At 34.2% G+C, this 23,851-nt stretch carries 21 protein-coding genes; 15 read left to right on the plus strand and 6 right to left on the minus strand.

Annotated elements, in window-relative coordinates:
* The first annotated feature begins 252 nt into the window (after window positions 1-252).
* Window positions 253-1,368: an alkaline phosphatase family protein gene (locus Q5Y73_RS09910; protein ID WP_305991735.1), complete on the plus strand. Its 1,116-nt coding sequence runs from the start codon at window positions 253-255 to the stop codon at window positions 1,366-1,368.
* Between the two features lie 46 nt (window positions 1,369-1,414).
* Here Q5Y73_RS09910 and Q5Y73_RS09915 read toward each other — a convergent pair whose 3' ends face one another.
* Window positions 1,415-2,305, minus strand: coding sequence for a LysR substrate-binding domain-containing protein (locus Q5Y73_RS09915; protein WP_305991736.1), 891 nt, complete (start codon window positions 2,303-2,305; stop codon window positions 1,415-1,417).
* Between the two features lie 239 nt (window positions 2,306-2,544).
* Here Q5Y73_RS09915 and phnC point away from each other — a divergent pair, with 239 nt between their 5' ends.
* The 6 genes from phnC to Q5Y73_RS09945 all read left to right on the plus strand — a co-directional run bounded on the left by phnC (window position 2,545) and on the right by Q5Y73_RS09945 (window position 9,810).
* Complete coding sequence (gene phnC, locus Q5Y73_RS09920) at window positions 2,545-3,345, plus strand: phosphonate ABC transporter ATP-binding protein (protein WP_305991737.1); 801 nt, start codon at window positions 2,545-2,547, stop codon at window positions 3,343-3,345.
* Between the two features lie 17 nt (window positions 3,346-3,362).
* The gene (gene phnE, locus Q5Y73_RS09925; protein WP_305991738.1) at window positions 3,363-4,130 is read left to right on the plus strand and encodes a phosphonate ABC transporter, permease protein PhnE; all 768 of its coding nucleotides are present in this window, start codon (window positions 3,363-3,365) and stop codon (window positions 4,128-4,130) included.
* 298 nt (window positions 4,131-4,428) lie between these two features.
* Complete coding sequence (locus Q5Y73_RS09930) at window positions 4,429-5,313, plus strand: phosphate/phosphite/phosphonate ABC transporter substrate-binding protein (RefSeq protein ID WP_305991739.1); 885 nt, start codon at window positions 4,429-4,431, stop codon at window positions 5,311-5,313.
* 165 nt (window positions 5,314-5,478) lie between these two features.
* Entirely contained in the window at window positions 5,479-7,020 is a 1,542-nt protein-coding gene (locus tag Q5Y73_RS09935; protein ID WP_305991740.1) for a fumarate hydratase, read from the plus strand.
* A gap of 106 nt (window positions 7,021-7,126) precedes the next feature.
* A complete protein-coding gene (gene pnpS, locus Q5Y73_RS09940) occupies window positions 7,127-8,923 on the plus strand; it encodes a two-component system histidine kinase PnpS (RefSeq protein WP_305991741.1) in 1,797 nt (598 codons plus the stop codon).
* A 182-nt stretch (window positions 8,924-9,105) separates the two neighbouring features.
* Window positions 9,106-9,810 (plus strand): response regulator transcription factor, encoded by a 705-nt coding sequence (locus Q5Y73_RS09945; RefSeq protein WP_305991742.1) that lies wholly within the window; start codon window positions 9,106-9,108, stop codon window positions 9,808-9,810.
* A gap of 9 nt (window positions 9,811-9,819) precedes the next feature.
* Here the strand turns inward: Q5Y73_RS09945 and Q5Y73_RS09950 are convergent, their stop codons facing one another.
* On the minus strand, window positions 9,820-10,686 hold the full coding sequence (locus tag Q5Y73_RS09950) for an AraC family transcriptional regulator (protein ID WP_305991743.1): 867 nt from the start codon (window positions 10,684-10,686) through the stop codon (window positions 9,820-9,822).
* A gap of 158 nt (window positions 10,687-10,844) precedes the next feature.
* Here Q5Y73_RS09950 and Q5Y73_RS09955 point away from each other — a divergent pair, with 158 nt between their 5' ends.
* The 3 genes from Q5Y73_RS09955 (at window position 10,845) to Q5Y73_RS09965 (ending at window position 14,002) form a co-directional block, all read left to right on the plus strand.
* Window positions 10,845-11,927 (plus strand): Gfo/Idh/MocA family protein, encoded by a 1,083-nt coding sequence (locus Q5Y73_RS09955; protein WP_305991744.1) that lies wholly within the window; start codon window positions 10,845-10,847, stop codon window positions 11,925-11,927.
* Between the two features lie 216 nt (window positions 11,928-12,143).
* Window positions 12,144-13,112, plus strand: coding sequence for a sugar phosphate isomerase/epimerase family protein (locus Q5Y73_RS09960; RefSeq protein WP_305991745.1), 969 nt, complete (start codon window positions 12,144-12,146; stop codon window positions 13,110-13,112).
* Window positions 13,113-13,351: 239 nt separating this feature from the next.
* Window positions 13,352-14,002, plus strand: coding sequence for an HD domain-containing protein (locus Q5Y73_RS09965; RefSeq protein WP_305991746.1), 651 nt, complete (start codon window positions 13,352-13,354; stop codon window positions 14,000-14,002).
* A 498-nt stretch (window positions 14,003-14,500) separates the two neighbouring features.
* Here Q5Y73_RS09965 and cydS read toward each other — a convergent pair whose 3' ends face one another.
* From cydS to Q5Y73_RS09980, 3 genes are all read right to left on the minus strand, one after another.
* Window positions 14,501-14,626 (minus strand): cytochrome bd oxidase small subunit CydS family protein, encoded by a 126-nt coding sequence (gene cydS, locus Q5Y73_RS09970; protein WP_305991747.1) that lies wholly within the window; start codon window positions 14,624-14,626, stop codon window positions 14,501-14,503.
* Between the two features lie 134 nt (window positions 14,627-14,760).
* Window positions 14,761-15,786, minus strand: coding sequence for a cytochrome d ubiquinol oxidase subunit II (locus tag Q5Y73_RS09975; protein ID WP_305991748.1), 1,026 nt, complete (start codon window positions 15,784-15,786; stop codon window positions 14,761-14,763).
* The gene (locus Q5Y73_RS09980) at window positions 15,787-17,130 is read right to left on the minus strand and encodes a cytochrome ubiquinol oxidase subunit I (protein WP_305991749.1); all 1,344 of its coding nucleotides are present in this window, start codon (window positions 17,128-17,130) and stop codon (window positions 15,787-15,789) included. It abuts the gene before it with no gap.
* A 906-nt stretch (window positions 17,131-18,036) separates the two neighbouring features.
* Between Q5Y73_RS09980 and Q5Y73_RS09985 the strand changes: the two genes are divergently transcribed.
* From Q5Y73_RS09985 to phoU, 5 genes are all read left to right on the plus strand, one after another.
* Window positions 18,037-19,005 carry a PstS family phosphate ABC transporter substrate-binding protein gene (locus tag Q5Y73_RS09985; protein WP_305991750.1) on the plus strand — a complete coding sequence of 323 codons (969 nt, stop codon included), beginning with the start codon at window positions 18,037-18,039 and terminating at the stop codon, window positions 19,003-19,005.
* 311 nt (window positions 19,006-19,316) lie between these two features.
* Complete coding sequence (pstC, locus tag Q5Y73_RS09990; RefSeq protein WP_305991934.1) at window positions 19,317-20,249, plus strand: phosphate ABC transporter permease subunit PstC; 933 nt, start codon at window positions 19,317-19,319, stop codon at window positions 20,247-20,249.
* The gene (gene pstA, locus Q5Y73_RS09995; RefSeq protein WP_305991751.1) at window positions 20,246-21,115 is read left to right on the plus strand and encodes a phosphate ABC transporter permease PstA; all 870 of its coding nucleotides are present in this window, start codon (window positions 20,246-20,248) and stop codon (window positions 21,113-21,115) included. Before pstC ends, pstA begins: the two co-directional genes overlap by 4 nt.
* Window positions 21,116-21,127: 12 nt before the next feature.
* Window positions 21,128-21,880, plus strand: coding sequence for a phosphate ABC transporter ATP-binding protein PstB (gene pstB / locus Q5Y73_RS10000; RefSeq protein ID WP_305991752.1), 753 nt, complete (start codon window positions 21,128-21,130; stop codon window positions 21,878-21,880).
* Window positions 21,881-22,100: 220 nt separating this feature from the next.
* Entirely contained in the window at window positions 22,101-22,760 is a 660-nt protein-coding gene (phoU, locus tag Q5Y73_RS10005) for a phosphate signaling complex protein PhoU (RefSeq protein WP_305991753.1), read from the plus strand.
* Window positions 22,761-23,094: 334 nt separating this feature from the next.
* Here phoU and Q5Y73_RS10010 read toward each other — a convergent pair whose 3' ends face one another.
* Entirely contained in the window at window positions 23,095-23,835 is a 741-nt protein-coding gene (locus tag Q5Y73_RS10010; protein ID WP_305991754.1) for an HAD family hydrolase, read from the minus strand.
* Window positions 23,836-23,851 lie beyond the last annotated feature (16 nt).

The following is a 23,851-nucleotide window of genomic DNA, read 5'->3' on the forward strand; positions in this document are numbered from 1 at the left end:
TCATGCATAAGTTGTATGGTTATTTTTTTGTTCAGGATAGGTTGGGTGTATTAGTGTCAAATTAATATTAAAAAAATTAATCAGTTACATATGAAAAAGGAATAACATTAACATGTGATTTTACATTCCGTTAACCTGATGATGAATTTGCTGACTTATACTTTTAATCAAGCAAATAGATGTTACACGCAATGGATGTGTGACATGAAAAAGAAAATATAAATTCAAGATTATAACAAGGAGGAAATGAATATGATGCCAAAAGCACTAATCATCTTGATAGATGGATGCGCAAAAGAATATTTAGAACAAGGGGTTACTCCAAACATTCTTGAGGTAGGGAAACGTGGATTCCATAAAATGATTAAATCTGCACTTCCCTCTGTGACAAATGTAAACCATGCTACGATTTTGACAGGTTCATTCCCAATAGAACATCAAGTAGCTGGAAATTATTTTTATAATCCTGAGACAGGAGAGCATGGTTATATTCAAGGAAAAGGTTTTTTAAATAAAGAAACGATTCTTGATTTTTATGCTTCTCGTGGAGCTAGTACTGGATTATTTGTAGTTAAAGGGAAAGTGCAAGAGGTGTTCGGGGAAAATGTTACTTTTGGATTAAATGCAGAAAAAACAGATCCAGAAATGATTCATCACTTAGGGATGGAAATGCCACCTGAAACAGTATCAAAACCAGAAGCGAACAACTGGATTATGGAAGCTTGTTATAAATTGCTTGAAAAAGAAAATCCAGATTTAGTATATTGCACAACAAACGATTATACTATGCATAATTATGAGCCAGATACTGATGTTGCAAAAAAACAAATGGAAGTATTGGATTATTGGATAGGAAAAATGTTGGAACTTGATCCTGAACGAGAAATATATATTACGGCAGACCATGGAATGCAATCTAAAACGCTTCTTGTTGATCTGCAGAAAAAGTTGGATAAAACCCCATTTGATACTTTCTGTATGTTGCCTTTGAAAGACCGTTACTTAGAAAACCATCGCTATCAAGAAGGATCAGCAATTTATATATTTGCAAAAGATAAGAGTCAAACAGAGGATTTATTAGAACATCTAAAAACATACGATTTTGTTGAGAGTATCTATACAAAAGAAGAGGCTGTAAAAGAATTGCTGTTACCACCTGATCCAATTGGAGATATTGTAATTTTTTCTACTAGAGAAGTAGCATTTGGAGAATTAGAAGATGAGGAACTAGAAGTGAATGTCCGTACACATGGCTCCAAGTTTGAGCAAGATGTCCCTATTTTAGCTGTGAATGCGAGAAGACCTAAGGAAGACTATGAATTCAACTGTGATATTGTGAAATTTATGATGCAGGACTTATCTAAATAAATAATAAGAAAAAGAAGGCGGAGCAAATAGATACTCCGCTTTTTAGTTATGACATAGTGCTCAGCTTTTCTTTCAAATACTGAACAAACGCTTGAGTGAGTACGTCCTCTTGTTTATCCGGCTGCATTAATACTTGAACGTATCGATGAATAGGGAATCCTTCTACATCTAAAATCGACAGTGATGAAAATTTTGATTCGCTTTGCACAATGAATTTAGACATGACCGCTAGCCCAACATGATTTAGTACAGAGATACGAATAGCTTCAGGTTGATCGATTTCAATGTAATTGTTGGGATAAAAATGATTTTGATGACACCATAGTTCAAATTGCTGCCTCGTATCAGAACCTTGTTCCCGTATAATAAAGCACTCATTTTTCAAATCTTTGATGGAGACGTTTTTTTTGCCTGCAAGTGGATGATCTGAATGAGCAGCAAGTACTAAGGCATCTTCTCCAACAATGACCGAACTTAATTCGTTTTTTTCAATGGGTGAAGTTATTACAGCGAGATCGGTCTTCTGTTCTCTCAGTTGGGTAACTGCAGATTTTACATTGCTTATAGATAATGAAATACGAGTGTTTTCATATGATTCTTGAAATCCTTTAGTAATTGGGGGGAGGACATACGTACCAGTTGAAGTTGTGCTGATTTTTAAAGTTTTACTATTGTTTTGTTTAGTATCTTGAATAGCTTGAACTGCATTGCTATGCAGGTTCAATATATCGCTGACATAATAAGCAAGAATTCTGCCTGCCAAAGTTGGTTTCACTTTCCGTCCGTATCGCTGAAATAGTGCTACACCAAGTTCATCTTGCAATGCCTTTAGTCTAACTGTGATTGTAGGTTGACTTACGAATAAATTTTTTGCGGCATCAGAATAGCTGCCTTCATCAAGTACGGCTTGAAACGCTTCTAACTGTTTAAAGTCCAAATCGTTGACCTCCCAGAAATGAACAGTCGTTTATAATGATCATTTTCATAGTTATATCATTTTGAATTTTGTTGTCCACTTTATTAATAAATTTAATACGAAATGTCTTAAAAAACAATAGTGTTAACAATGTATTTTACATTCCCTTAACTTAACGATAAATATGTTAACTTATAATCTTCATTAAGAAGGAAACAGATCAAAACTGCGTATGACAAATGATGGAGGTTGATTAAAAAATGATGAACAGTAATGCAGCAATTCATTTTTTTGATGTAAGTCATTCATATAAAGGCAATTCTCAAAAGGTACTAAATCAAGTTCATTTAGAAATAGAAAAAGGTGAATTTTGTACGATTTTAGGACGAAGTGGAGCAGGGAAATCAACCTTTTTAAGAAGTATGACAGGTTTTGTGCAAGTGGAAGAAGGAAGTATTTTTATTAATGGTGATGAGCTTCGTTATTATTCTTCTTCTTTAAGAAAGATTCGTAAAAATGTTGCTATGATTTTTCAGCATTATAATCTTGTGAACAGACTAACGAATTTGCAAAATGTTTTATGTGGAATGTTGCAAAACATTCCATCTCAGCGAGGGATACTAGGGTGGTATACAGAAAAAGAAAAAAAACAAGCACTTGAACTTTTAGACCGCGTAGGGCTTGCTGACTTTGCTCATAAACGAGCAGATCAATTAAGTGGAGGACAAAAACAACGAGTAGGTATAGCAAGAGCTTTAGCACAAGATCCAAAAATAATATTAGCAGATGAGCCAGTCGCCAGCTTGGATCCAGTGACTTCAGGAGAAATTATGGAATTATTAAAACAAATTAATAAAGAAGAAAACATAACAGTAGTGATTAGTTTGCATCAAATAGAGCTTGCTAAGCAATATGGAGAAAGAATGATTGGGTTTGCAGGTGGGAAAGTTGTCATTGACACAACTGCAGGATTTTTGACTGATGGAGATCTAGCTGAGATTTATGATGTAACCAAAGAAAAAGAAAATACGAATCATTCAATTGAAAAACAGATCATATAATGGTGGAGTTGTAGAATATGGAGAAAAAAAGCACGCTGTCTAAAATACTGATTTTTATTTCCGTTATTGCATTTGGAGTATGGAGTGCATATGATTTAGAGTTAAGTCCTATGAAGTTTATTGCAGGTATACCTGATATTTTTAATTTGATTTATCGCTCGCTTCCACCTGATTTATCCATTTTATCTCGATTGGTCACACCAGCATTAAGAACATTGGAAGTTGCAATTTGGGGAACATTCATAGCTGTAGTTTTTAGTACGATTCTTTCATTTGGTGCAGCAAAAAATTTATTTGGATCTAATAAGATTATATATGGTCTAACAAGGGGGATTCTAAATACACTTCGTTCTATTCCTGATTTGATTTGGGCACTAGTGTTTGTAGCAGCAGTTGGACTTGGTACATTTCCTGGTGTTCTGGCTTTAGCAGTTTATTCATGTGGTGAACTTGGAAAGTTGTATGCAGAATCGATTGAGAATATAGATCCAGGGCCAAGAGAAGCTTTGGAAAGTACAGGGGCAGGGAGTTTTAGAGTGATTCGTTGGGCTATCTTACCGCAAATATTACCTGAGGCCATCACCTATACATTATATCGTCTAGAATCCAACGTTCGTCATGCATTTATTTTAGGTTTGGTTGGAGCAGGTGGATTGGGTCATGAATTAATAGTTTCTATGAGATTGTTCCGTTATGATGAAGCACTGACGATTATCTTAGTTATTATCATAACAGTATCTTTAACAGATTTTGTTTCAGGAAAACTACGTCAAAAAGTAATTTAATATATATAATATAAAGCATCTGAATGAGCGAAAAGAAAGGGTGAAAATGACTTTCTTTTCGCTTTTTTCTATGCAGAAAATAGATTTTTAAGAATGATAATTTGTCATCCAACTAGGACGAAATATATTTATTGAGACTATAAGTTAATTATTAATTTTATTAATAGTTAACTTTTGAAAAATAAATAATATTAACATCGTTTTTTACATGAAGATAACTCTCAGTTGACCCAATTGTCTTACTATTAAAGTAACGAAACCTAATTGGTCTAGTTAAAAAACACTTGGGGGTACGAAAATGAAACGTATTACTTCATTCATGATGATGTTGTTGTTAGTTGTTAGTATTCTAGTCACAGGCTGTAGTTCAGAAACAGGAAGTCCAGAGGAAACTGTTATTCGTTTGGGTCTTGCTCCAGATGAAGATTCAGCAGAAATTTTAAGAGCTTATGCCCCATTTATTGAGTACCTAGAAAAAAAAACAGGATATACGATTGAAGCAAGTGTAGGTGCTGATTATCCAGCAGTTGTTGAAGCGATAAACGCAGGACATTTGGATTTAGCTTGGTTCGGTCCTTCAGAATATATGTTGGCTACAGAAGTAGTAGATGTAGGTGTTGAAGCTTTCGCTTCTGCGATTCAATCTAAAGACTCTGTGCCTTATCGCAGTATTTTTGTAGTTCATAAAGATTCAGATATTCAATCATTGGAAGATATTAAAGGGAAATCTATCGCATTTACAGATCCAGCTTCTACTTCTGGTCATATCTTTGGTAGATACACTCTTGTAAATGAAGGGATCGATCCTGATACGGATTTAGGGGAAGTGATTTATTCCGGAAGTCATGATGCAAATGTACTTTCAGTAGAAAAGAAACAAGTGGACGTAGGTGTAATGTCCAGCAGAAAACTGCCTAGGTTTGTTGAAAAAGGAATTGTTGATGGAGATAACATTCGCATCATTGCAGAATCAGTTTTAATTCCACCTGATCCAATTTCATTTAAATGCGATTTGCCTGAAGACATTAAAGAAAATGTAGTTAAAGCTTTTACAGAAAAAAGTGATGAATTATCAAAAGCATTAGAAGGAACAGGCTTTGAATCTTTCGATCCAGTTAATGATCAAGATTATGATTTAATCCGTGATGCTTATGAAATTGCAGGGCTTAAACCAGAGCTTTAAAACCAGCAACCATATTATTATCCTCCTCTTGTATACTATGATGGATGAACTTTATGATATAATAATGAAGGTGATTTTTAACCTAATCTTAACAGAATCTATTATAAGATAAAGATTGAAATATACAATTATACATTCATATATTCGAGGGGAGAAGTTATTCACATGAATCAATTTGAAGAAAGTGTGTATCAATTAATTGTTGAAACATCAACGAATTTACCAACTGACGTACGTAATGCTATCAAAAATGCAAAATCAAAAGAAAATCAGGGAACAAGAGCAGCTTTATCTCTTTCAACGATTTCTAACAATATTAATATGGCTGAAACGAATGTCTCACCTATTTGTCAAGACACGGGGATGCCGACTTTTGTTGTACATACTCCAGTTGGTGCCAACCAAATTGAAATGAAAAAGGTCATTTTATCAGCGATAAAAAGGGCTACACAAGACAGCAAGCTTCGTCCAAATTCTGTTGATTCTTTAACAGGAGAAAACAGTGGAGATAATTTAGGGGAAGGGACTCCTGTCATTCATTTTGAACAATGGGAAAAAGAGGACATTGATATTCGTTTAATATTGAAGGGTGGAGGCTGTGAGAACAAAAATATTCAATACAGCTTGCCAATGGAGCTTGAAGGTTTAGGAAAAGCTGGTCGTGACCTTGACGGTATTCGAAAATGCATTTTACATTCTGTTTACCAAGCACAAGGACAAGGTTGCAGTGCTGGATTTATAGGAGTTGGTATTGGAGGAGATCGTACAACAGGATATGAACTCGCTAAAAAACAGCTTTTCCGAGAAGTAAATGATACAAACCCTAATGCAGATTTACAAAAGCTTGAAGAATATGTGATGGAAAATGCAAATCAATTAGGAATTGGAACTATGGGATTTGGTGGAGAAGTCACACTGCTTGGATGTAAAATAGGTGTAATGAATCGTTTGCCAGCAAGTTTTTTTGTATCAGTAGCTTACAATTGTTGGGCTTTTCGTCGTTTAGGTGTAGTAATAGACGCTAATTCCGGAGAAATTAAACAATGGGTATATAACAAAGGTAGTGAAGAACAAGAAGAGAAACAACAATTACAGTCTGCTTCAAAAGAAGATAGTAAGTCAAATGACCGTAAAGAAGTAGTATTACAGGCCCCGATTACGGAAGAACAAATTCGAAATCTGAAGGTTGGGGATGTTGTTATCATAAATGGATCTATGCATACAGGACGAGATGCTTTACACAAATATTTGATGGAGAATGATTCACCTGTTGATTTAAATGGCGGAATCATCTATCATTGCGGTCCAGTAATGAGTAAAGAGGATGACGAATATATCGTGAAAGCTGCGGGACCAACAACAAGTATTCGAGAAGAGCCTTATCAAGGGGATATTATTAAAAAGTTTGGTATCCGTGCTGTAATTGGAAAAGGTGGCATGGGAGCAAAAACATTATCAGCTTTGAAAGAACATGGTGGTGTTTACTTAAATGCTATAGGAGGAGCAGCTCAATATTATGCCGAGTCGATTAAAAAAGTAGATGACGTAGACTTTTTAGAGTTTGGTATTCCTGAAGCCATGTGGCATTTGCAAGTCGAAGGGTTTGCAGCAATCGTTACGATGGATGCACATGGAAACAGCTTGCATGCTGATGTAGAGAAATCTTCGTTAGAAAAATTAGCTAAGTTTAAAGAAACTGTATTTTAAAATAATAATAATGATGAAATAATATCCCAGTATCCCCAAGATACTAGGATATCTTTTTTTAAAAAAATATTTCTTCATTTTGGGACGTAAAAGGATAGGTGCTCTAATGGTTAGATTAAGAATGAGACTCACGTTAATTATCATTGCCTTACTAGCAGTAACAGCACTTGCTGCTGGGATCTTTACTGTGGAGAGATTAAAGGCTTCACAGCTTCAGTTTTTAAAAGAACAGTTGTTGCAGGAAATTAAAATCATTCAAAATACGTTGACATGGCAAGAAACTGTGAGTAATCAAGAAATTATTGCTTATTTTAGTGAGGGTGCTGAAGAACTTAGCAAATCTACAGAGGCTAGGATTACTTTTATTGATCTTGAAGGTAATGTGGTAGGTGAGTCCGATTTTAATCCTGAAGAAATGGACAACCATCTATTTCGTGAAGAAATTTTATCAATTTCAGAAAATGGAGAGTATGGGACATCAATCAGATACAGCGATACAATCAAACATAATATGCTCTATGTTGCTGCACCATTTCATAATCAAAATCAACCTATGGGTTATTTACGTTTATCAATCAATTTGGATGAGGTAGAATACAACGCGAATGAGTTATGGACGTATTATATTATCGGTATCTTATTTTTATTAATAGTCACAGCAGTGATTAGTTATTTAATTACTAGAGGATTAACACGCCCACTAGAAAACATTATGAAAGTAGCTCAGCAGATTACTAGAGGAAATTATAAATCTAAAGTAAAAATATACAACAAGGATGAAATCGGCCGTTTGGGAAAAGCCATCAACACGATGGCATCAAGCTTACAATATCAAATGCAGCGTATATCTGAAAATGAAATCAGGCTTAAAACTGTCCTGGAGCATTTAATTAGCGGTGTGATCATGATAGATCGTCATGGAAAAATCGTGTTATTAAATCGGACTTCAGAGAACATTCTTGGAATGAAAGAGAATGAAATTTTAGGGAAGCGTTATGATGATACAAAACAAAACCAGGAACTAGTTACTTTAATTCAAAACTGTTTTCAAACCAAACAACACATACGTGAAGAATTAACTTTCTATTATCCAGAAGAAAGAATGCTTGAAATGAATCTTGTGCCGCTTTATCAGGATCATAGGCAGTGGTCTGGCATATTAATTGTCATGCATGATATTACAGCGATTCGCAAGTTAGAAAAAATGAGAAGCGATTTTGCAGCAAATGTGTCACATGAATTAAAAACACCGATCGCAGCTGTGAAAGGATTTTCAGAAACCTTATTATCAGGGGCTCTTGATGATAAAGAGACTGCAAAATCATTTTTGCAAATTATATATGATGAAAGTGATCGTCTTAATAGATTGATTAGTGACATATTAGATCTTTCAAAAATAGAATCAAAAGCCGTACCGCTTAACTACTCAGCAATAGCCATGCAGCCATTTGTACAAAAAACGATACAAATGGTTGGAAAGCAGTCACTTGAAAAACAAATAAATCTCGATTTTCAAGTGAATCAAGATTTGTATATGGAAGCGGATGAAGATCGCTTGAGACAGGTTTTCATTAATTTATTGTCCAATGCCATTAATTATACGCCAGAAGGTGGACACATTGAAGTTCGAATAGAATATTTAAATTTGTCGGAGGATGTGAACGAGGAAAAGGTACGAATTCGAATCTCTGATACAGGTATTGGTATTCCAAAAAAAGATTTGCCTAGAATATTTGAACGTTTTTATAGAGTAGATAAAGCACGCTCAAGAGGTTCCGGTGGAACTGGACTTGGACTCTCCATTGTAAAACATATTATTGAGTTGCATAAAGGAGAAATTAATGTGCTTAGTGAGGTTGGCAGTGGAACGACATTCATCATTGATTTACCTCTTGTACAATAATTTACATACTGTTTACATAGATTTAATAAAATGATGATAAAATAATAAAATAAAAAGAATTTTTAATGTTAGATGATATTATAAGGTGAAAATCATGCTTTCATCTCCTTTTTGAAGAAGAGGAGCATGTAGAACGTGATGAAGTTAATATTGGACTCGTTCATTATAGGGGGGAGCTTTGCATGTCGAAAAAAGTACTTGTCATTGAAGATGAACCTACATTATCTAGACTATTATCTTACAATCTCTCTCAAACTGGTTATGAGACAAAGGTTGCAGAGGATGGGAGAGTTGGATTGCAGCATGCGCTTCAGCAATATTTTGATTTGATTATTCTTGACATTATGTTGCCTGGTTTAAATGGCTTTGAAATTCTCTCAAAATTAAGAGATCAAAAAGTCAAAACACCCATTATTCTTTTAACTGCAAAAACGGCAGAAGAAGAAATTGTTCAAGGTCTCAAACTTGGAGCCGATGATTATATTACTAAACCGTTTGGAGTAGCAGAATTATTAGCAAGAGTATCTGCTGTTTTAAGAAGATCAAATTCAGATGATTTACCAACAGAAGAAACAACAGATGAGAGAGTCATTATTCTAGGTGATTTGAAAATTTACCCTGATCAATATGAGGTTTTATTAAATGAGGAGAGCATTTCATTAAGACCTAAAGAATTTGAAGTTTTGCTTCATATGGTAGAGAGACAGGGTAAAGTGATTACTAGAGATGATCTTATGAACATTGTATGGGGATTTGATTACATTGGAGGACAAAGAACGGTTGATGTTCATGTTAGCTCACTGCGAAAAAAACTAGAACTAGGACAAAATTCAGTGAAGATAGAATCTATCCGTGGAGTTGGTTACAAGTTAGTGGTTAAAAGCTAAAATACATGCTTATTTGGACTTCCACTGAAGCATTTTTTTTCGAAATTCATTAGGTGAGCACCCGTTATACTTTTTGAAAATTTTATAGAAATGCGCCATGTTATTCATATTGATGCTCTCACCTATTTGAGTTATGCTATCTTCTTTAGTTAATAACATTCTTTCCGCTTTTTTTATTTTTTTGTAGTTGACGTATTCTATAAATGTCATTTGAATTGTATTTTTGAAAAATTTAACAAAATGATAATAACTCATGTTCACCATTTTTGCAGCTGTATCTATGCTGATTTTTTCCGTTAAATGTGAATCAATATAATCAAGTACAGGTTTGAGACGAAGAAAATCTGCATTGTGCTGAACATTAAGTGTTTTGTTTGTATCATTTCTAAGCAATACCAGCATAATTTTGTGTATAAATAGAGTGACGGCAATCTCATAACCCGTCTCTTTATTTTTAGACTCATTATAAATATTAGATACGGTTTCAAAGATTTCTTTTTTTGCTTGATCATTATTTTTGAAAATATAATTGAGATGACTTAACGGATCATTTGTACCCGCAAAATACTTGATATAAGGCATAATGCTATAGTCAAAATATTGTTCAATATCAAACTGAAGCACTATGTATTTTAATTCCTCATGAATCATTCTGTCTCTGTGGAGTTCATTTGATCCAATTAAAATAATATCCCCAGCTTCTAATGAATATACATCTTCTTCCACATGAACTTCGAGTTGTCCACTTATGACTGCTAAAATCTCTAATTCTTTATGATAGTGCCAAGTTGTTATATTATGATCAATTCTTTTGTTTTGAAATATTTTTAAAGATAATAAAGGGTTTTCAAAAGATATTTTTTCATTTACTATCATAAATCAATAACCTCCAATATCCCAAAATAACATAAAACTTAAACTATTATGGTAATATGATTCAAACCTTTAGTTGGGTATAATTTGTGTTACATTCTTAATTAATATAACACAAAATACAATAAAAGTACTTATAGTTGTAAAAGGAGGAAATTCAAATGTCTAGGATATTAAAAGTTGGAATTATAGGTTGTGGGGGGATTGCTGTAGGTAAACATTTACCTTCACTTTCAAAATTGAAAGCGGTTCAATTAGCTGCATTTAGTGATGCTGATATTACAAAAGCTGAACAAGCGGCAAAGGAGTACGGAATAGAAGGAGCAGAAGTATATTCGGATTTCAATCAGATGTTAAAGGATGACTCAATTGAAGTTATTCATATTTGTACACCGAATGATTCACATGCTGATATTACTATTGCAGCGCTTGAAGCAGGCAAACATGTAAATTGTGAAAAACCAATGGCAAAAACAGCAGCAGATGCTAGACGGATGTACGAGGCTTCGAAGAAGTCAAACAAAAAGCTGACGATTAGTTACCAGAATCGTTTTCGAGCAGACAGTCAATATTTGTATCAGGCCTGTAGAGAGGGTGAATTAGGCGAAATTTATTTTGCCAAAGCACACGCAATTCGTCGGCGTGCAGTACCTACTTGGGGTGTTTTTTTAGATGAAGAAAAACAAGGTGGAGGTCCATTAATCGATATTGGTACACATGCATTAGACTTAACACTATGGATGATGGATAATTACAAACCTAAAGTTGTATTAGGTACAGCATTTCATAAATTATCTAGTAGGGAAAATGCAGCTAATGCATGGGGGCCATGGGACCCAAGTGAGTTTACAGTAGAAGATTCAGCTTTTGGAATGATCAAAATGGAAAATGGAGCAACCATTATTCTAGAGTCTAGCTGGGCGTTAAACTCCTTAGATGAAGGTGAAGCAAAATGTACGCTTGCAGGAACTGAAGGTGGAGCAGATATGAAGGATGGACTTCGCATTAATGGAGAAAGTCGTGGGAGATTATTTACTAACCGTATTCAAACAGATGTAGGTGGAGTTGCTTTTTATGATGGGAAAAAAGAGAGCGACGCGGACTTAGAGATGAGATTGTGGATTGATAGCATTTTAAAAAATTCCGAACCGATTGTTAAACCAGAACAAGCACTTGTGGTTTCGGAAATTTTAGAAGCGATTTATGAATCTTCAAAAACAGGGAAAGCAGTTTATTTTGATTAGTGTTTTGCTTCTATTCGTACCACTTAATATAGTATACCGCATTTAAATATTAGTCATATCTATGAATGTATATTTTTAATCAGTTACGTTTTGTGTCGTACCGACATCAGCAAACGCTTGAGTTGAATAATGATATATCAGAGCATGCTGTTCTGATATATCACAGGTACGAATCAGTTTTTGGTAAGAGTATAAATATAAGGGAGAGTGGGATATATGAAATTAGGTGTGTTTTCAGTTTTGTTCTCGCAAAAATCACTTGAAGAAACTTTAGATTACATTCAAGCTAAAGGACTTGAAGCGATAGAAATAGGAACTGGTGGATATCCTGGAAAAGCGCACTGTGATCCTGATCTTTTGTTGAGTAATGAACAAAAATTAAACGAGTTTAGACAATTGATAGATGCAAAAGGTATCGAAATCTCAGCACTTAGTGTACATGGAAATACACTGCATCCTCAAAAAGAAATTGCACAAGAATTCCATGATGATTTAATAAAAACGATAGACTTAGCTCATAAATTAGAAGTTCCCGTAGTAAATACATTTTCAGGTTGTCCAGGTGACCATGAAGGGGCAAAATATCCGAATTGGCCCGTTGCCCCTTGGCCAAACGAATATCAAGAAATATTAAAATGGCAATGGGAAGAAAAAGTGATACCTTATTGGAAAGAAGTGGGGCAATACGCGGCTGATCGAAACGTGAAAATTGGATTAGAGCTTCATGGAGGATTTTCCGTTCATACACCTGCTACACTGCTTCGATTAAGAGATGCTGTAGGTGAAGTGATTGGAGCTAACCTAGATCCAAGTCATATGTGGTGGCAGGGAATAGATCCTTTAGAAGCAATCAAGATATTAGGTAAACATAATGCCATCCATCACTTCCATGCGAAAGATACAACTATAGATCAAAACAACGTAAATCGATTTGGATTAACAGACATGCAATCCTATTCGAATATGTTGGATCGTGCATGGCAGTTTCGCACAGTAGGATTTGGTCATGATATAAAAACGTGGGCTGACATCATCAGCACATTAAGATTAGTAGGGTATGATTATGTTATCAGCATTGAGCATGAGGATGGGTTAATGTCCATTGATGAAGGGTTTACAAAAGCCGTTTCTAATTTGCATCAAGTATTACTAAAAGAACCATTAGGAGATATGTGGTGGGTTTAGATCGGTATTAATATCATATTACTGTATAATAGGAAAACCATCCTTTCTATCAGGATGGTTTTCGGTTTAATATTTACAAGTGGAAATTTAGAGGTGATATAATAATATAGTTGAGTGAGAAAATATGAATATGTATAATTCCTTATATGTAATGGTAGGTTAGGGAAGTGATACAAAATTATTAGAAGAACCTAGATGGAGTAAATTTGCAAAATGTTGTAAGTAGGTGGTAGATGTGAATGAGAAAAACGGAAATGATTATAGATATGGCTTCCCAATTTGCAAAAGATGAATTGGGGAATGATGCAAGCGGTCATGATTGGTGGCATGTTTATAGAGTTACTGAATTAGCAAAAAGAATGGCTTTAGAAGAAGATGCAGATATTTTTATCTGTACCTTGTCTGCTCTATTGCATGATGTTGCGGATGAAAAATTAAACGATTCTGAAGAAGCGGGATTGAAAAAAGTGCAGAATTGGTTGCAGGAGAACTCTGTGGATCAAAAAGATATTTCTCATGTGATAGAGATTATCTCTACAATGTCATTTAAGGGTGGAGAGCGACCTCCAATGACTACTTTAGAAGGAAAAGTAGTGCAGGACGCGGATCGTCTGGACGCCATTGGAGCTATTGGAATTGCAAGAACTTTTGCTTATTCTGGAGTAAAAGGAAGTATTATGCATGATCCAAACGCAGCACCTAGAACGAAGATAAATCAAGAAGAATATCGAAAAACGCAAGCAACTCCTATCAACCACTTTTATGAAAAACTATTTAAGCTGAAGGATTTAATGAATACAGAATCAGCTAAAAAAATAGCTGATGAACGTCATCAGTATATGAAAGAATTTGTGGATCGATTTTATCTGGAGTGGGACGGAAAGAAATAGAAGTCAGTAGAAAATAACTTCTAAATAGAAATAGAGGAAATTAAGGATCTTATTTTGATATTTTCATCGATTTTAGATGAGAATGAATAAGGCTAAAATTACCATTCAGTGATCACAATTTTCTTTTTTGCATTTGGAATGATTTCATTAATCCTTGGTTTAAATACATCGAAACTATTTATGAGTTGAAAATTCTATATCAACGAACTACTACTGGTAAATTAGATATTTGTATAGTTGTTTTGTACTATGCTTAGCAAATTAATTATACTATTATACAAAGTAATCAATAGGATTAAAATGGTAAATGAAAAAAAGGATTGTCTTATAAATCAGTTACAACCTAAATGGGTTATTAAAAATTACAAGTAGATTAGATATGTTAATGAAGCGAGGGAATATAATTAGAAAAAATCCCTTACATTATAGATTTCACTCTACAGTGTAAGGGATTGTATTTATTACTATTCTTTTTATTGTTTCACTTAAGCTAAAATTTTATTTAGAAACTTGATTGTCCATTTCTTCTACATTTGTATTGCCTTTTGCACCCCACCAGAACCCCAAGAACAAACAAGCAGCAACAACTATAGGAGGTGCATAAGTGATTAAAAATTGATCCATTTTGATCATCCTTTCTAATTTCAAAAGTTTGATTTCTACAGCTAATAAATTCGATGATTGGATGGTGCTATTACCGATGCTCACAATGACGTATGAATGAGACTGTTTTAATCCGACTCTACGTCCTTTTTGCTTTACTTAGGTGGATTCTTGTGCCCTTGCACATATTTAATATCGAATAAAAATAAACGCATTAACAAATATAATGAAGGAACTAGCAATAATAAACCTAAGATAAACACGGTAACAAGGGCAATAGCCATTGTTTGATTCGTAAAATGTTCATGAATGTTGATATAAGGGTATAGGATATAAGGTAAATGGGAAGCACCATACCCAAAAAATGCAAATGCAAATTGGAACATTACGAAAATAAAAGCCCATCCTAAATTTTTTCTTTTCCAAACGAAATATACGGCAACAATAAAACAAATAAAGGAGATAACAAACATCCAAGATAATTCAACCATTCGTTCAAAATGCTCAAGGTTATGATTTTGAATGGCAAAGAACACAAGCAAGCTAGCTATTATTGTTGGCGCACTCCATGTCAAAGCATATTTGCGAACAATTTCAAATGCTTTATGGTCCTTTGCTTTATAAGCGTAATAAGTCAAAAACATAGAGGAGATGTATAACACGCTGATTAATGCTAACCCAATTACTGTCCAAGCATATGGACTAGTGAACAATTTCATATATTGGAATTGAACATCCCCATTTACAATCTCGATAAATCCACCTTCCGAAATAATGAGTACAGTAGATAATGAAGCTGGAATTAACCATCCGCTAGCTCCATATAGAAATAAATAAAATCGGTTGTTTTTTGCGCCATACGTACTGAAAGCATAATAAGAGCCACGTATAGCTAATAGGATGACAGCAATGCTACCTGGAATGAGTAATGAAGTACCATAGTAATAAGCTGTATCAGGGAAAAAACCGATTAATCCTACCATAAAAAAGATCAAAAATACGTTTGTCACTTCCCATACTGGAGATAGGTAACGTTCAATTATTGGTTGAATTAATTGTTTGTTCCCAGTGACTTCACTGTAATAACTGAAAAATCCAGCACCAAAATCCACAGAAGCGACAATTAAATAACCGTATAGGAAAATCCATAAAACAGTTATGCCCAATAGTTCATAATTCATTTAAAGTTTTCCTCCCTTCGAAGCGATTTCTTCTTCAGCAGGGTAATTTTTAAACATTTTTAAGATGACTTTGACACATGTAAATCCTAATACAATATAGAGTAAAGAGAATACGATAAGCATTGTGTCAACATGACTAGAAGTTGTAGCAGCATCAGCCGTTTTCATATATCCTCTTAAAATCCAAGGTTGTCTTCCTACTTCTGCAAAGATCCAACCAAATTCTATGGCTAACATAGCCAGTGGTCCACCTAAAGCGATAAATCTTAGCAGCCATTTATTGTGTACGTTCCATCTCCCAACTTTTTGCCCAATAATATATGTTAACGAAATGAGCATTAATGTAACTCCAATCAACGCCATCAAATCAAACATATAGTGTATCCATAAAGGTGGAATTTCATCCTCAGGTAAATCATTAATTCCAATCACTTCTGCATCTGGAGAACCGTGTGCAAGTATGCTTAAAGCAAGTGGAATTTCAAGTCCGTATTTTACTTCATTATCCTCAGTTAAGATTCCTCCAATAATGAGAGGTGCTTGATCTGTTGTTTCAAAATGCCACTCCGCAGCAGCTAATTTTTCCGGTTGGTATTGAGCTAAATATTTCCCAGATAAATCTCCAATAATAGCTGTGCCAATAGAAAATATAAGAGCAGCTACCATCGTTAATTTTAAGGCTTTTTTATAGTAAACATGTTTTCTTCCACGAAGAATTGATATGGCCGCTATACCAGCTAAAACAAAAGCAGAGGTTAAGTAAGCAGATACAAGTACATGAGCTACTTTAGTAGATGTAGCTGGATTAAACATAGCAACAAGTGGTTGTACATTAATTATTTTCCCAGTTGCAGCATCGATATCAAATCCCTGAGGAGCATTCATAAACGCATTCACAATCGTAATGAAAAAGGCAGAAGCTGAAGAACCAATAACAACAGGGATTAACAAGTAAAAGTGTGTCATTTTATTTTTGAATCGATCCCATGTATACAGATATATACCTAAAAAGATAGCTTCAAAGAAAAATGCGAAAGTTTCCATAAATAAAGGAAGTGCAATAGATTGCCCCGCTACCTGCATAAATTTAGGCCATAATAAACTTAGTTGAAGTCCTATGGCTGTTCCTGTGACAACTCCAACTGCCACAGTGATTGTGAAACCACGAGCCCATCTGCGGGCTAATAATAAATAGTGTGAATCATTCCTTTTAATTCCTATCCATTCTGCTAATGCAATCATAACAGGGACACCGACACCAATCGTGGCAAAGATAATATGGAATATCAATGTTAATGATGTTAATATTCTGCTAAAAATGACTGGATCGTAACTTGAAAACAATATGAATCACTCCTTTGTAAATGCAATATAACTAATGAAGATGTTGATAGAATCTTGATTGTATGATGTATTCTTTTTTCAAAGGACAGAGTAGTTAAGTTGATTTCTTGCAATATACATCTTTGTATTTAAACCATTAAAAGAAGTTTCTTAGTATCGCTATGGACATAATAATTGCCACTATGATGCAAAGCATAATCAGTTTCTTTTCTTGTTTTTCAAACTTTTTAGAATTTGATTGATTGTTGTCCATTTGTTCTCACCCTATTCATTTTAGTTTTCATTTATAACTTAGAGAATTAATAAGTTTAACCGGATGACATCTCCGAAAGTCTCAGATAGGAGTTTTTTTTACACTTTAAGAATTTATAAATATTTTAAAGGAGAAAGTATAAGTGCAACTACCCTTCTTTCGCTTTAAGGCTCGCCAATCGGCGAGTTTTCTTTATAACATAAGAATTTATAAGTTTACAAATTCAATGTTTCAACAAAAATTACCTCTAATGAAGGATTCGACTATATCTCCGAGAGACTCCGATAGGAATTTTTGTTATAACATTAGAATGAACGATTGTTTTTACTTTATTCTAATTGGATTTATTATTTAAGAAATAGTATAAGACTAAATGACTAAATACATTGTACGACAAAAATATGTGAAAAAAATCACATAATTGTGATCAACATTTGAACGAAATATTACAAAATTAAGTACGACAATTTGAATGATTAAAATGCATGTACGAATTGAAATATGGATGATACACATTAAGTATGAATTGTAAAAGAAAATTTACATTACGTTTACAAAACTATAAAATTGCGAAAACAATCCCCTAGTAAGATAACCATTGTAAGAGACAAAATCATATTGAAGTTAAGATTAAATCTAAGGAGTGGTCAAACTTGTTTAATTCTTGGTTACGTAAGGGGTCAATTATTTTAACAGCATTTATATTATTATTTTCTTTAGCAGCATGTGGTACTGAATCAGAAGAACAACCAGCTAATCAAGGTTCAAATGAAGGAAATGAACTTTCAGGAGAAATCAATATTGATGGGTCATCTACAGTATTCCCAGTTTCTCAAGCTGTAGCAGAAGAATTTATGGCAATTCATGACGATGTTATGGTTACCGTTAACTTATCTGGAAGCTCTAATGGTTTTAAAGCTTTAATCGCTGGAGAGATTCAAATTGCTGATGCTTCTCGTCAAATTAAGGATAAAGAAGTTGACGCTCTTAAAGCAGAAGGTCAAGAAGCTGTTGAAATGCCTGTAGCATTTGATGGGATTACAGTAGTAATTAACCCTGAGAATGATTGGGCTACAGAAATGACAGTGGATGAGTTGAAGAAAATATGGGAAGTTGGAAGTACAGTTGAAAACTGGAGCGATGTAAATCCAGAATGGCCAAATGAACCAATCAAGCTTTATGGTCCAGGAACGGCTTCAGGGACATTTGAATACTTTACAGGTGCAATCAACGGAACGAAAAACGAATCTCGTGAAGATTACACACCATCTGAAGATGACAATGTATTAGTAACTGGTGTATCTGGAGATAAATATGCAATGGGATACTTTGGATTCTCATACTATGTTGAAAACCAAGATAAATTAAATGCTGTTTCTATTAAAGTTGATGAAAGTGCAGCAGCAGTTGCTCCAACAGTAGAAACAATCAAAGACGGAACTTATAAACCACTATCTCGTCCAATTTATATTTATCCTGTAAAGAGTGCTTTAGAAAAAAAGGAAATTCAAGAATTCCTTAAATATTATATGAGTGAAGAAGGTCAAGCATTAGCTGAAGAAGTAGGATATGTAGCATTACCTGCTGAAATGTACGCAGAGAACTTAAGCCTTCTACCTTAATTATATAAGTAATGATTGAAGTAAGATCTACAATTAGAAGTAATATTAATCACGTATACTAGTCTAACTTTCAGCGGGAGATACAAAAACTCCAACTGAAAGCAAGTTCTCTTTATTGATTAATAATAAAACCGTGGCGTATCTTTAAAAAATAGGATACGTCACGGTTATGAATTTTTTTGTTTATATTTGCATTATTTTGGTATAAGCTCCGTAAAAGTAATTTAGAGACGTGAAATATCTGTTATGAATTACTTTTGTGAGGTGTTTTATGAATATTGATTTAGGGGGAAGTAACGCATATGGCAAGAATGAAGCAATCGAAAAATGCCAAAGAACTCAACAGCTTTATGCAGAAGAAAAAAGGCATCTATTCATGGGATCGTATGATGCCAATCATTTTAGCAACTATAGCAGGAATTTCTGTTTTAACTACCATTGGAATTGTCGTCATACTAATTACAGAGTCAGCTGGATTTTTCCAAGCTGTATCTATTACTGAGTTTTTATTTGGAACTCAGTGGACTCCATTGTTTGCAGATCCTAAATTTGGTGTTCTACCATTAATCATGGGTACATTTATGATTACATTAGTGGCTAGTATTGTAGCATTACCTATAGGATTTGGAAGCGCGATTTATTTGAGCGAATATGCACCAAGGAAAGTTAGAAATTTTATTAAACCGATTTTAGAGATTTTAGCTGGTATTCCTACAATTGTATATGGATTCTTTGCTTTAACTTTTATTACTCCAATTATTAAAATGGTCATACCTCAGACAGATTTATTTAACGCTTTAAGTGCAGGTATTGTAGTTGGTATCATGATTATTCCGATGATTTCTTCACTAAGTGAGGACGCAATGAACGCTGTTCCAAGTTCACTTCGTAATGCAGCTTATGCAATGGGTTCAACTAAACTAGAAGTAGCTCTTAAAGTAGTTGTACCTGCTTCATTCTCTGGTATTATTGCATCATTCGTATTAGGGCTCTCTAGAGCAATCGGTGAAACGATGATTGTAACTTTAGCCGCAGGGGCGTTGCCTAATATGGATTTTGATTTTCTAAAGAGTATTCAAACGATGACAGCTTATATTGTTACGACAAGTCAAGGGGACACAGCCTATGGAAGTGTCGAATATAGAACGATTTATGCTGTTGGTATTACCTTGTTTGTAATTACATTAATAATGAATATTCTTGCAGGATATATTTCAAGGAAGTTTAGGGAGGAATACGAATGATGCAACTAGATGCAGAAAAACAAATGAGAAGGAGAAAAAGAAAAAACACAATATTCCATATTTTATTCTTATCGTCTACCTTGTTTGGTATTGTAGCACTTGCTCTGTTATTAATACAAATCTTAGTTGATGGATTAGGGTGGCTAAACTGGGACTTCCTAACAAACAATGCCTCCAGAAAAGCAGAAAAATCGGGTATCAAAGCTGCAATATTCGGGACATTATGGATGATGAGCATTACGGCACCTTTAAGTTTCATTATTGGTGTATCAACAGCCATTTATTTAGAGGAGTATGCAAAAAACAACTGGTTCAATAGATTTATACAAACAAATATTGCAAATTTAGCAGGAGTACCTTCTATAGTATATGGTTTATTAGGTTTAACGATCTTTGTTAGAGTGTTTGGGTTTGGGAAAAGTGTGCTAGCTGGTTCATTGACTATGACTCTTCTCATTCTCCCTATTATTATAGTAGCATCTCAGGAAGCAATTAAAGCCATTCCAGGATCTCAGCGAAATGCTTCATTTGCACTTGGAGCAAATCGTTGGCAAACGATTCTAAGAGTCGTATTACCTTCAGCTTTGCCAGGGATTTTAACAGGATCTATTCTTTCATTTTCAAGAGCAGTTGGTGAAACGGCCCCACTTATCGTAGTAGGAGCAGTAGCTTATATAACGACATTACCTAATAGTGTGTTTGATAAGTTTACAGTCATGCCTATTCAGATATACACATGGGCTAATTTGCCGCAAGAGGAATTCCATAATGTTGCGTCTGCAGGTATTATCGTCTTGTTACTGATGTTGCTGACTATGAACGCGGTCGCTATCTTTTTAAGAAATAAATATCAGAAGAAAAACTAGGGGGAAATATTCATGTCAATTGTACAAATCAAAGACCTTGACTTATATTATGGTGACTTTCATGCATTAAGAAATGTATCTATGAATATAAATGAAAAATCAATTACAGCATTTATCGGCCCATCAGGATGTGGGAAATCTACACTTCTTAGAACTTTAAACCGAATGAATGACATGATTGATTCAGTAAAGATATCAGGTGCAGTTTCCATCAATGATACTAATATATACAACCCTACTGTAAATGTAGAATTGTTAAGAAAAGAAATTGGGATGGTTTTTCAGCAGCCCAATCCTTTTCCTAAATCAATTTTTGAGAATGTAGCATATGGACCCAAAATACATGGTATACGTAACAAAAAACAGCTGGACGAAATTGTAGAAACTAGCTTGCGTGGTGCAGCACTTTGGGATGAGGTTAAAGATGATTTGAAAAAATCAGCCTATGGTTTATCAGGAGGTCAGCAGCAGCGTTTGTGTATTGCCCGTGCTCTAGCAATCAATCCAAAAATCTTGTTAATGGACGAACCAACATCAGCTTTAGATCCAATTTCAACATTAAAAATTGAAGAATTAATACAAGAACTTAAAGGTGATTATACAATTATTATCGTTACACATAACATGCAGCAGGCTGCGAGGGTTTCTGATCAAACTGCTTTTTTCTTAAATGGAGAAGTGATAGAGTTCTCTGATACTTCAAAACTTTTTTCAAATCCTAATGAGAAGAAAACAGAAGACTATATTACTGGACGTTTTGGATAATTGGATAAAAAAGTAGAAAAATATGGTATCTAAGTATACAATTAATAAAAGTTGTTTAAGGAAATAAATTATATGTTATAACTTAAGAATTAATAAAATTACAAATTCTAAGTTTCAAACAAAAACTACCTCTAAAGAAGTATTCGACAACCTCTTCGAGAGGCTCCAATAGGAGTTTTTGTTATAGATTCTTTTTAGATTAAGAAATGGGAGGGATAGTATGTTAGCCAATCGCCAGCAATTTGATGCTGATTTACAAAAATTAAGACAAGTGTTAATTGAAATGGGGGATTTAGTAAAAAAAGCAATTTTGGATTCCGTAAATTCCCTGAAGGATTCGAATGTGGAATTAGCTAAAAAAGTCATTGATGCTGATAAAGAAATCAACGTATTTGAAGAAAGAGTGGATGATATTGGATCCCGTTTAATTGCTACGCAACAGCCAGTAGCTACAGATCTAAGAAGGATTTTAATCGCATTTAAAATGGCTGGAGATTTAGAAAGAATGGCTGATTTAGCGGTTGATATTGCAAAGGTTACAGTAAGAAATGGTAATCAGCCATTCATTAAACCACTTGTTGATATTCCAAGAATGGCAGAGGTTGTTCAGCAAATGACGAAAGACAGCATTACTGCTTATATTGAAGAGAATGTTGATTTGTCCTATAAAATGGCAAAAATGGATGATGAGGTTGATGAACTTCATAGTGAAATATTACGTGAGTTATTTGTGATGATGGCGAAAGAACCTAAAAACGTAAATCAGGTACTTAATTTATGTTTTGTTAGTAGATATTTAGAACGTATGGCTGATCACGCGACAAACATTGGAGAAAGTGTCGTTTATTTAGTAAAAGGAACAAGACCGGATTTGAATTAGTTTAAAAAAGCATGAAGTAAAAACCCATTGGTTTACTTCATGTTTTTTATTTTTACTTTATCAGCACGACCTGGACTGAAAGCATAATCCCCGAAAAGTATTAGGATTTATCAACTCAAGATTACACTTCATTTTCTGGGGTGATTTTTTGTTCGGACCCCGCAAAAGTAATAGGTCTATCATAATCTGTCTCCTCCTTTTGGCAATTCCGACACCAGTTCTCTAAGGTTTACATCTGAAACCGACCACTTCCTATGGTCATTGATGCACCAAAACATCCTGTTTTGTAAAGTGGGAATGCTACAACGCTCAGCCTCACTTTTGTGGGTATATTTTACACTTCGAAGACAGAAATTAATTCTTTTAAGCTTTGAATATAGGTTACTCCTTTTTTGTCGGCTCTTCTTCGACTGCCTTTTCTTGGTTTTCTGACAATCCAAATCGCATCCATCCCGATGTCTATAGCACCGCACACATCATTTTTCCACGAGTTTCCGACCATTACACTTTGTTCTGGATTTAAATCCATCTTGTTAAGTGCTTTTTGAAATATAGTTGGATGTGGTTTGTGATGACCAAACATTTTAGAGGTGAATACTTGGTTTTCAGGAATATATTTTTTAATATCTAGATGATCATAGTCATTTTTTTTGCCATTGCTTATGATGGCTAACTTGTATTTGTTAGATAAGGTATCTAATGGTTGCATCACATCAGGGAATAATTGAACATTTTGTGGTCTTGTTTCTTGAATCGTATTAAAAAAATGCTCAGAAAAACCACGATTTACATCTATGGGATAGTTTTTTAGTGATTGACGAAGACAGTAATGCTGAAGTTTGTTTTTTGGAATATTGTATTTATTCTTATCTTGCTTTGCTAATTTCAGTTCTTTCATGTATTTAACGTAAACTTTATTAGGATCCCATTCTTCTTGTTCTGAATCCCATCTGGCTGTAAAATCCTCCAGCACAGATAAAAAACTGACTTTAAATGATCTTTGATGATCTATAAGTGTATTGTTCATATCAAAAAAAATAACTTTTTTAGTTTTAGGTGAAAAGGATCTACTCATTTTTATCGCCCCTAAT

The sequence above is a fragment of the Chengkuizengella axinellae genome (genome assembly GCF_030730905.1).
Lineage (GTDB): Bacteria > Bacillota > Bacilli > Paenibacillales > KCTC-33759 > Chengkuizengella > Chengkuizengella axinellae.

What these genes read in the sequence shown, in the direction of transcription:
- Q5Y73_RS09910 (WP_305991735.1), top strand. Translation starts at nt 253, where the DNA reads ATGATGCCAAAAGCACTAATCATCTTGATAGATGGATGCGCAAAAGAA.
- phnC (WP_305991737.1), top strand. Translation starts at nt 2,545, where the DNA reads ATGATGAACAGTAATGCAGCAATTCATTTTTTTGATGTAAGTCATTCA.
- phnE (WP_305991738.1), top strand. Translation starts at nt 3,363, where the DNA reads ATGGAGAAAAAAAGCACGCTGTCTAAAATACTGATTTTTATTTCCGTT.
- Q5Y73_RS09930 (WP_305991739.1), top strand. Translation starts at nt 4,429, where the DNA reads ATGAAACGTATTACTTCATTCATGATGATGTTGTTGTTAGTTGTTAGT.
- Q5Y73_RS09935 (WP_305991740.1), top strand. Translation starts at nt 5,479, where the DNA reads ATGAATCAATTTGAAGAAAGTGTGTATCAATTAATTGTTGAAACATCA.
- pnpS (WP_305991741.1), top strand. Translation starts at nt 7,127, where the DNA reads ATGGTTAGATTAAGAATGAGACTCACGTTAATTATCATTGCCTTACTA.
- Q5Y73_RS09945 (WP_305991742.1), top strand. Translation starts at nt 9,106, where the DNA reads ATGTCGAAAAAAGTACTTGTCATTGAAGATGAACCTACATTATCTAGA.
- Q5Y73_RS09950 (WP_305991743.1), bottom strand. Translation starts at nt 10,686, where the DNA reads ATGATAGTAAATGAAAAAATATCTTTTGAAAACCCTTTATTATCTTTA.
- Q5Y73_RS09955 (WP_305991744.1), top strand. Translation starts at nt 10,845, where the DNA reads ATGTCTAGGATATTAAAAGTTGGAATTATAGGTTGTGGGGGGATTGCT.
- Q5Y73_RS09960 (WP_305991745.1), top strand. Translation starts at nt 12,144, where the DNA reads ATGAAATTAGGTGTGTTTTCAGTTTTGTTCTCGCAAAAATCACTTGAA.
- Q5Y73_RS09965 (WP_305991746.1), top strand. Translation starts at nt 13,352, where the DNA reads ATGAGAAAAACGGAAATGATTATAGATATGGCTTCCCAATTTGCAAAA.
- cydS (WP_305991747.1), bottom strand. Translation starts at nt 14,626, where the DNA reads ATGGATCAATTTTTAATCACTTATGCACCTCCTATAGTTGTTGCTGCT.
- Q5Y73_RS09975 (WP_305991748.1), bottom strand. Translation starts at nt 15,786, where the DNA reads ATGAATTATGAACTATTGGGCATAACTGTTTTATGGATTTTCCTATAC.
- pstC (WP_305991934.1), top strand. Translation starts at nt 19,317, where the DNA reads ATGAAGCAATCGAAAAATGCCAAAGAACTCAACAGCTTTATGCAGAAG.
- pstA (WP_305991751.1), top strand. Translation starts at nt 20,246, where the DNA reads ATGATGCAACTAGATGCAGAAAAACAAATGAGAAGGAGAAAAAGAAAA.
- pstB (WP_305991752.1), top strand. Translation starts at nt 21,128, where the DNA reads ATGTCAATTGTACAAATCAAAGACCTTGACTTATATTATGGTGACTTT.
- phoU (WP_305991753.1), top strand. Translation starts at nt 22,101, where the DNA reads ATGTTAGCCAATCGCCAGCAATTTGATGCTGATTTACAAAAATTAAGA.
- Q5Y73_RS10010 (WP_305991754.1), bottom strand. Translation starts at nt 23,835, where the DNA reads ATGAGTAGATCCTTTTCACCTAAAACTAAAAAAGTTATTTTTTTTGAT.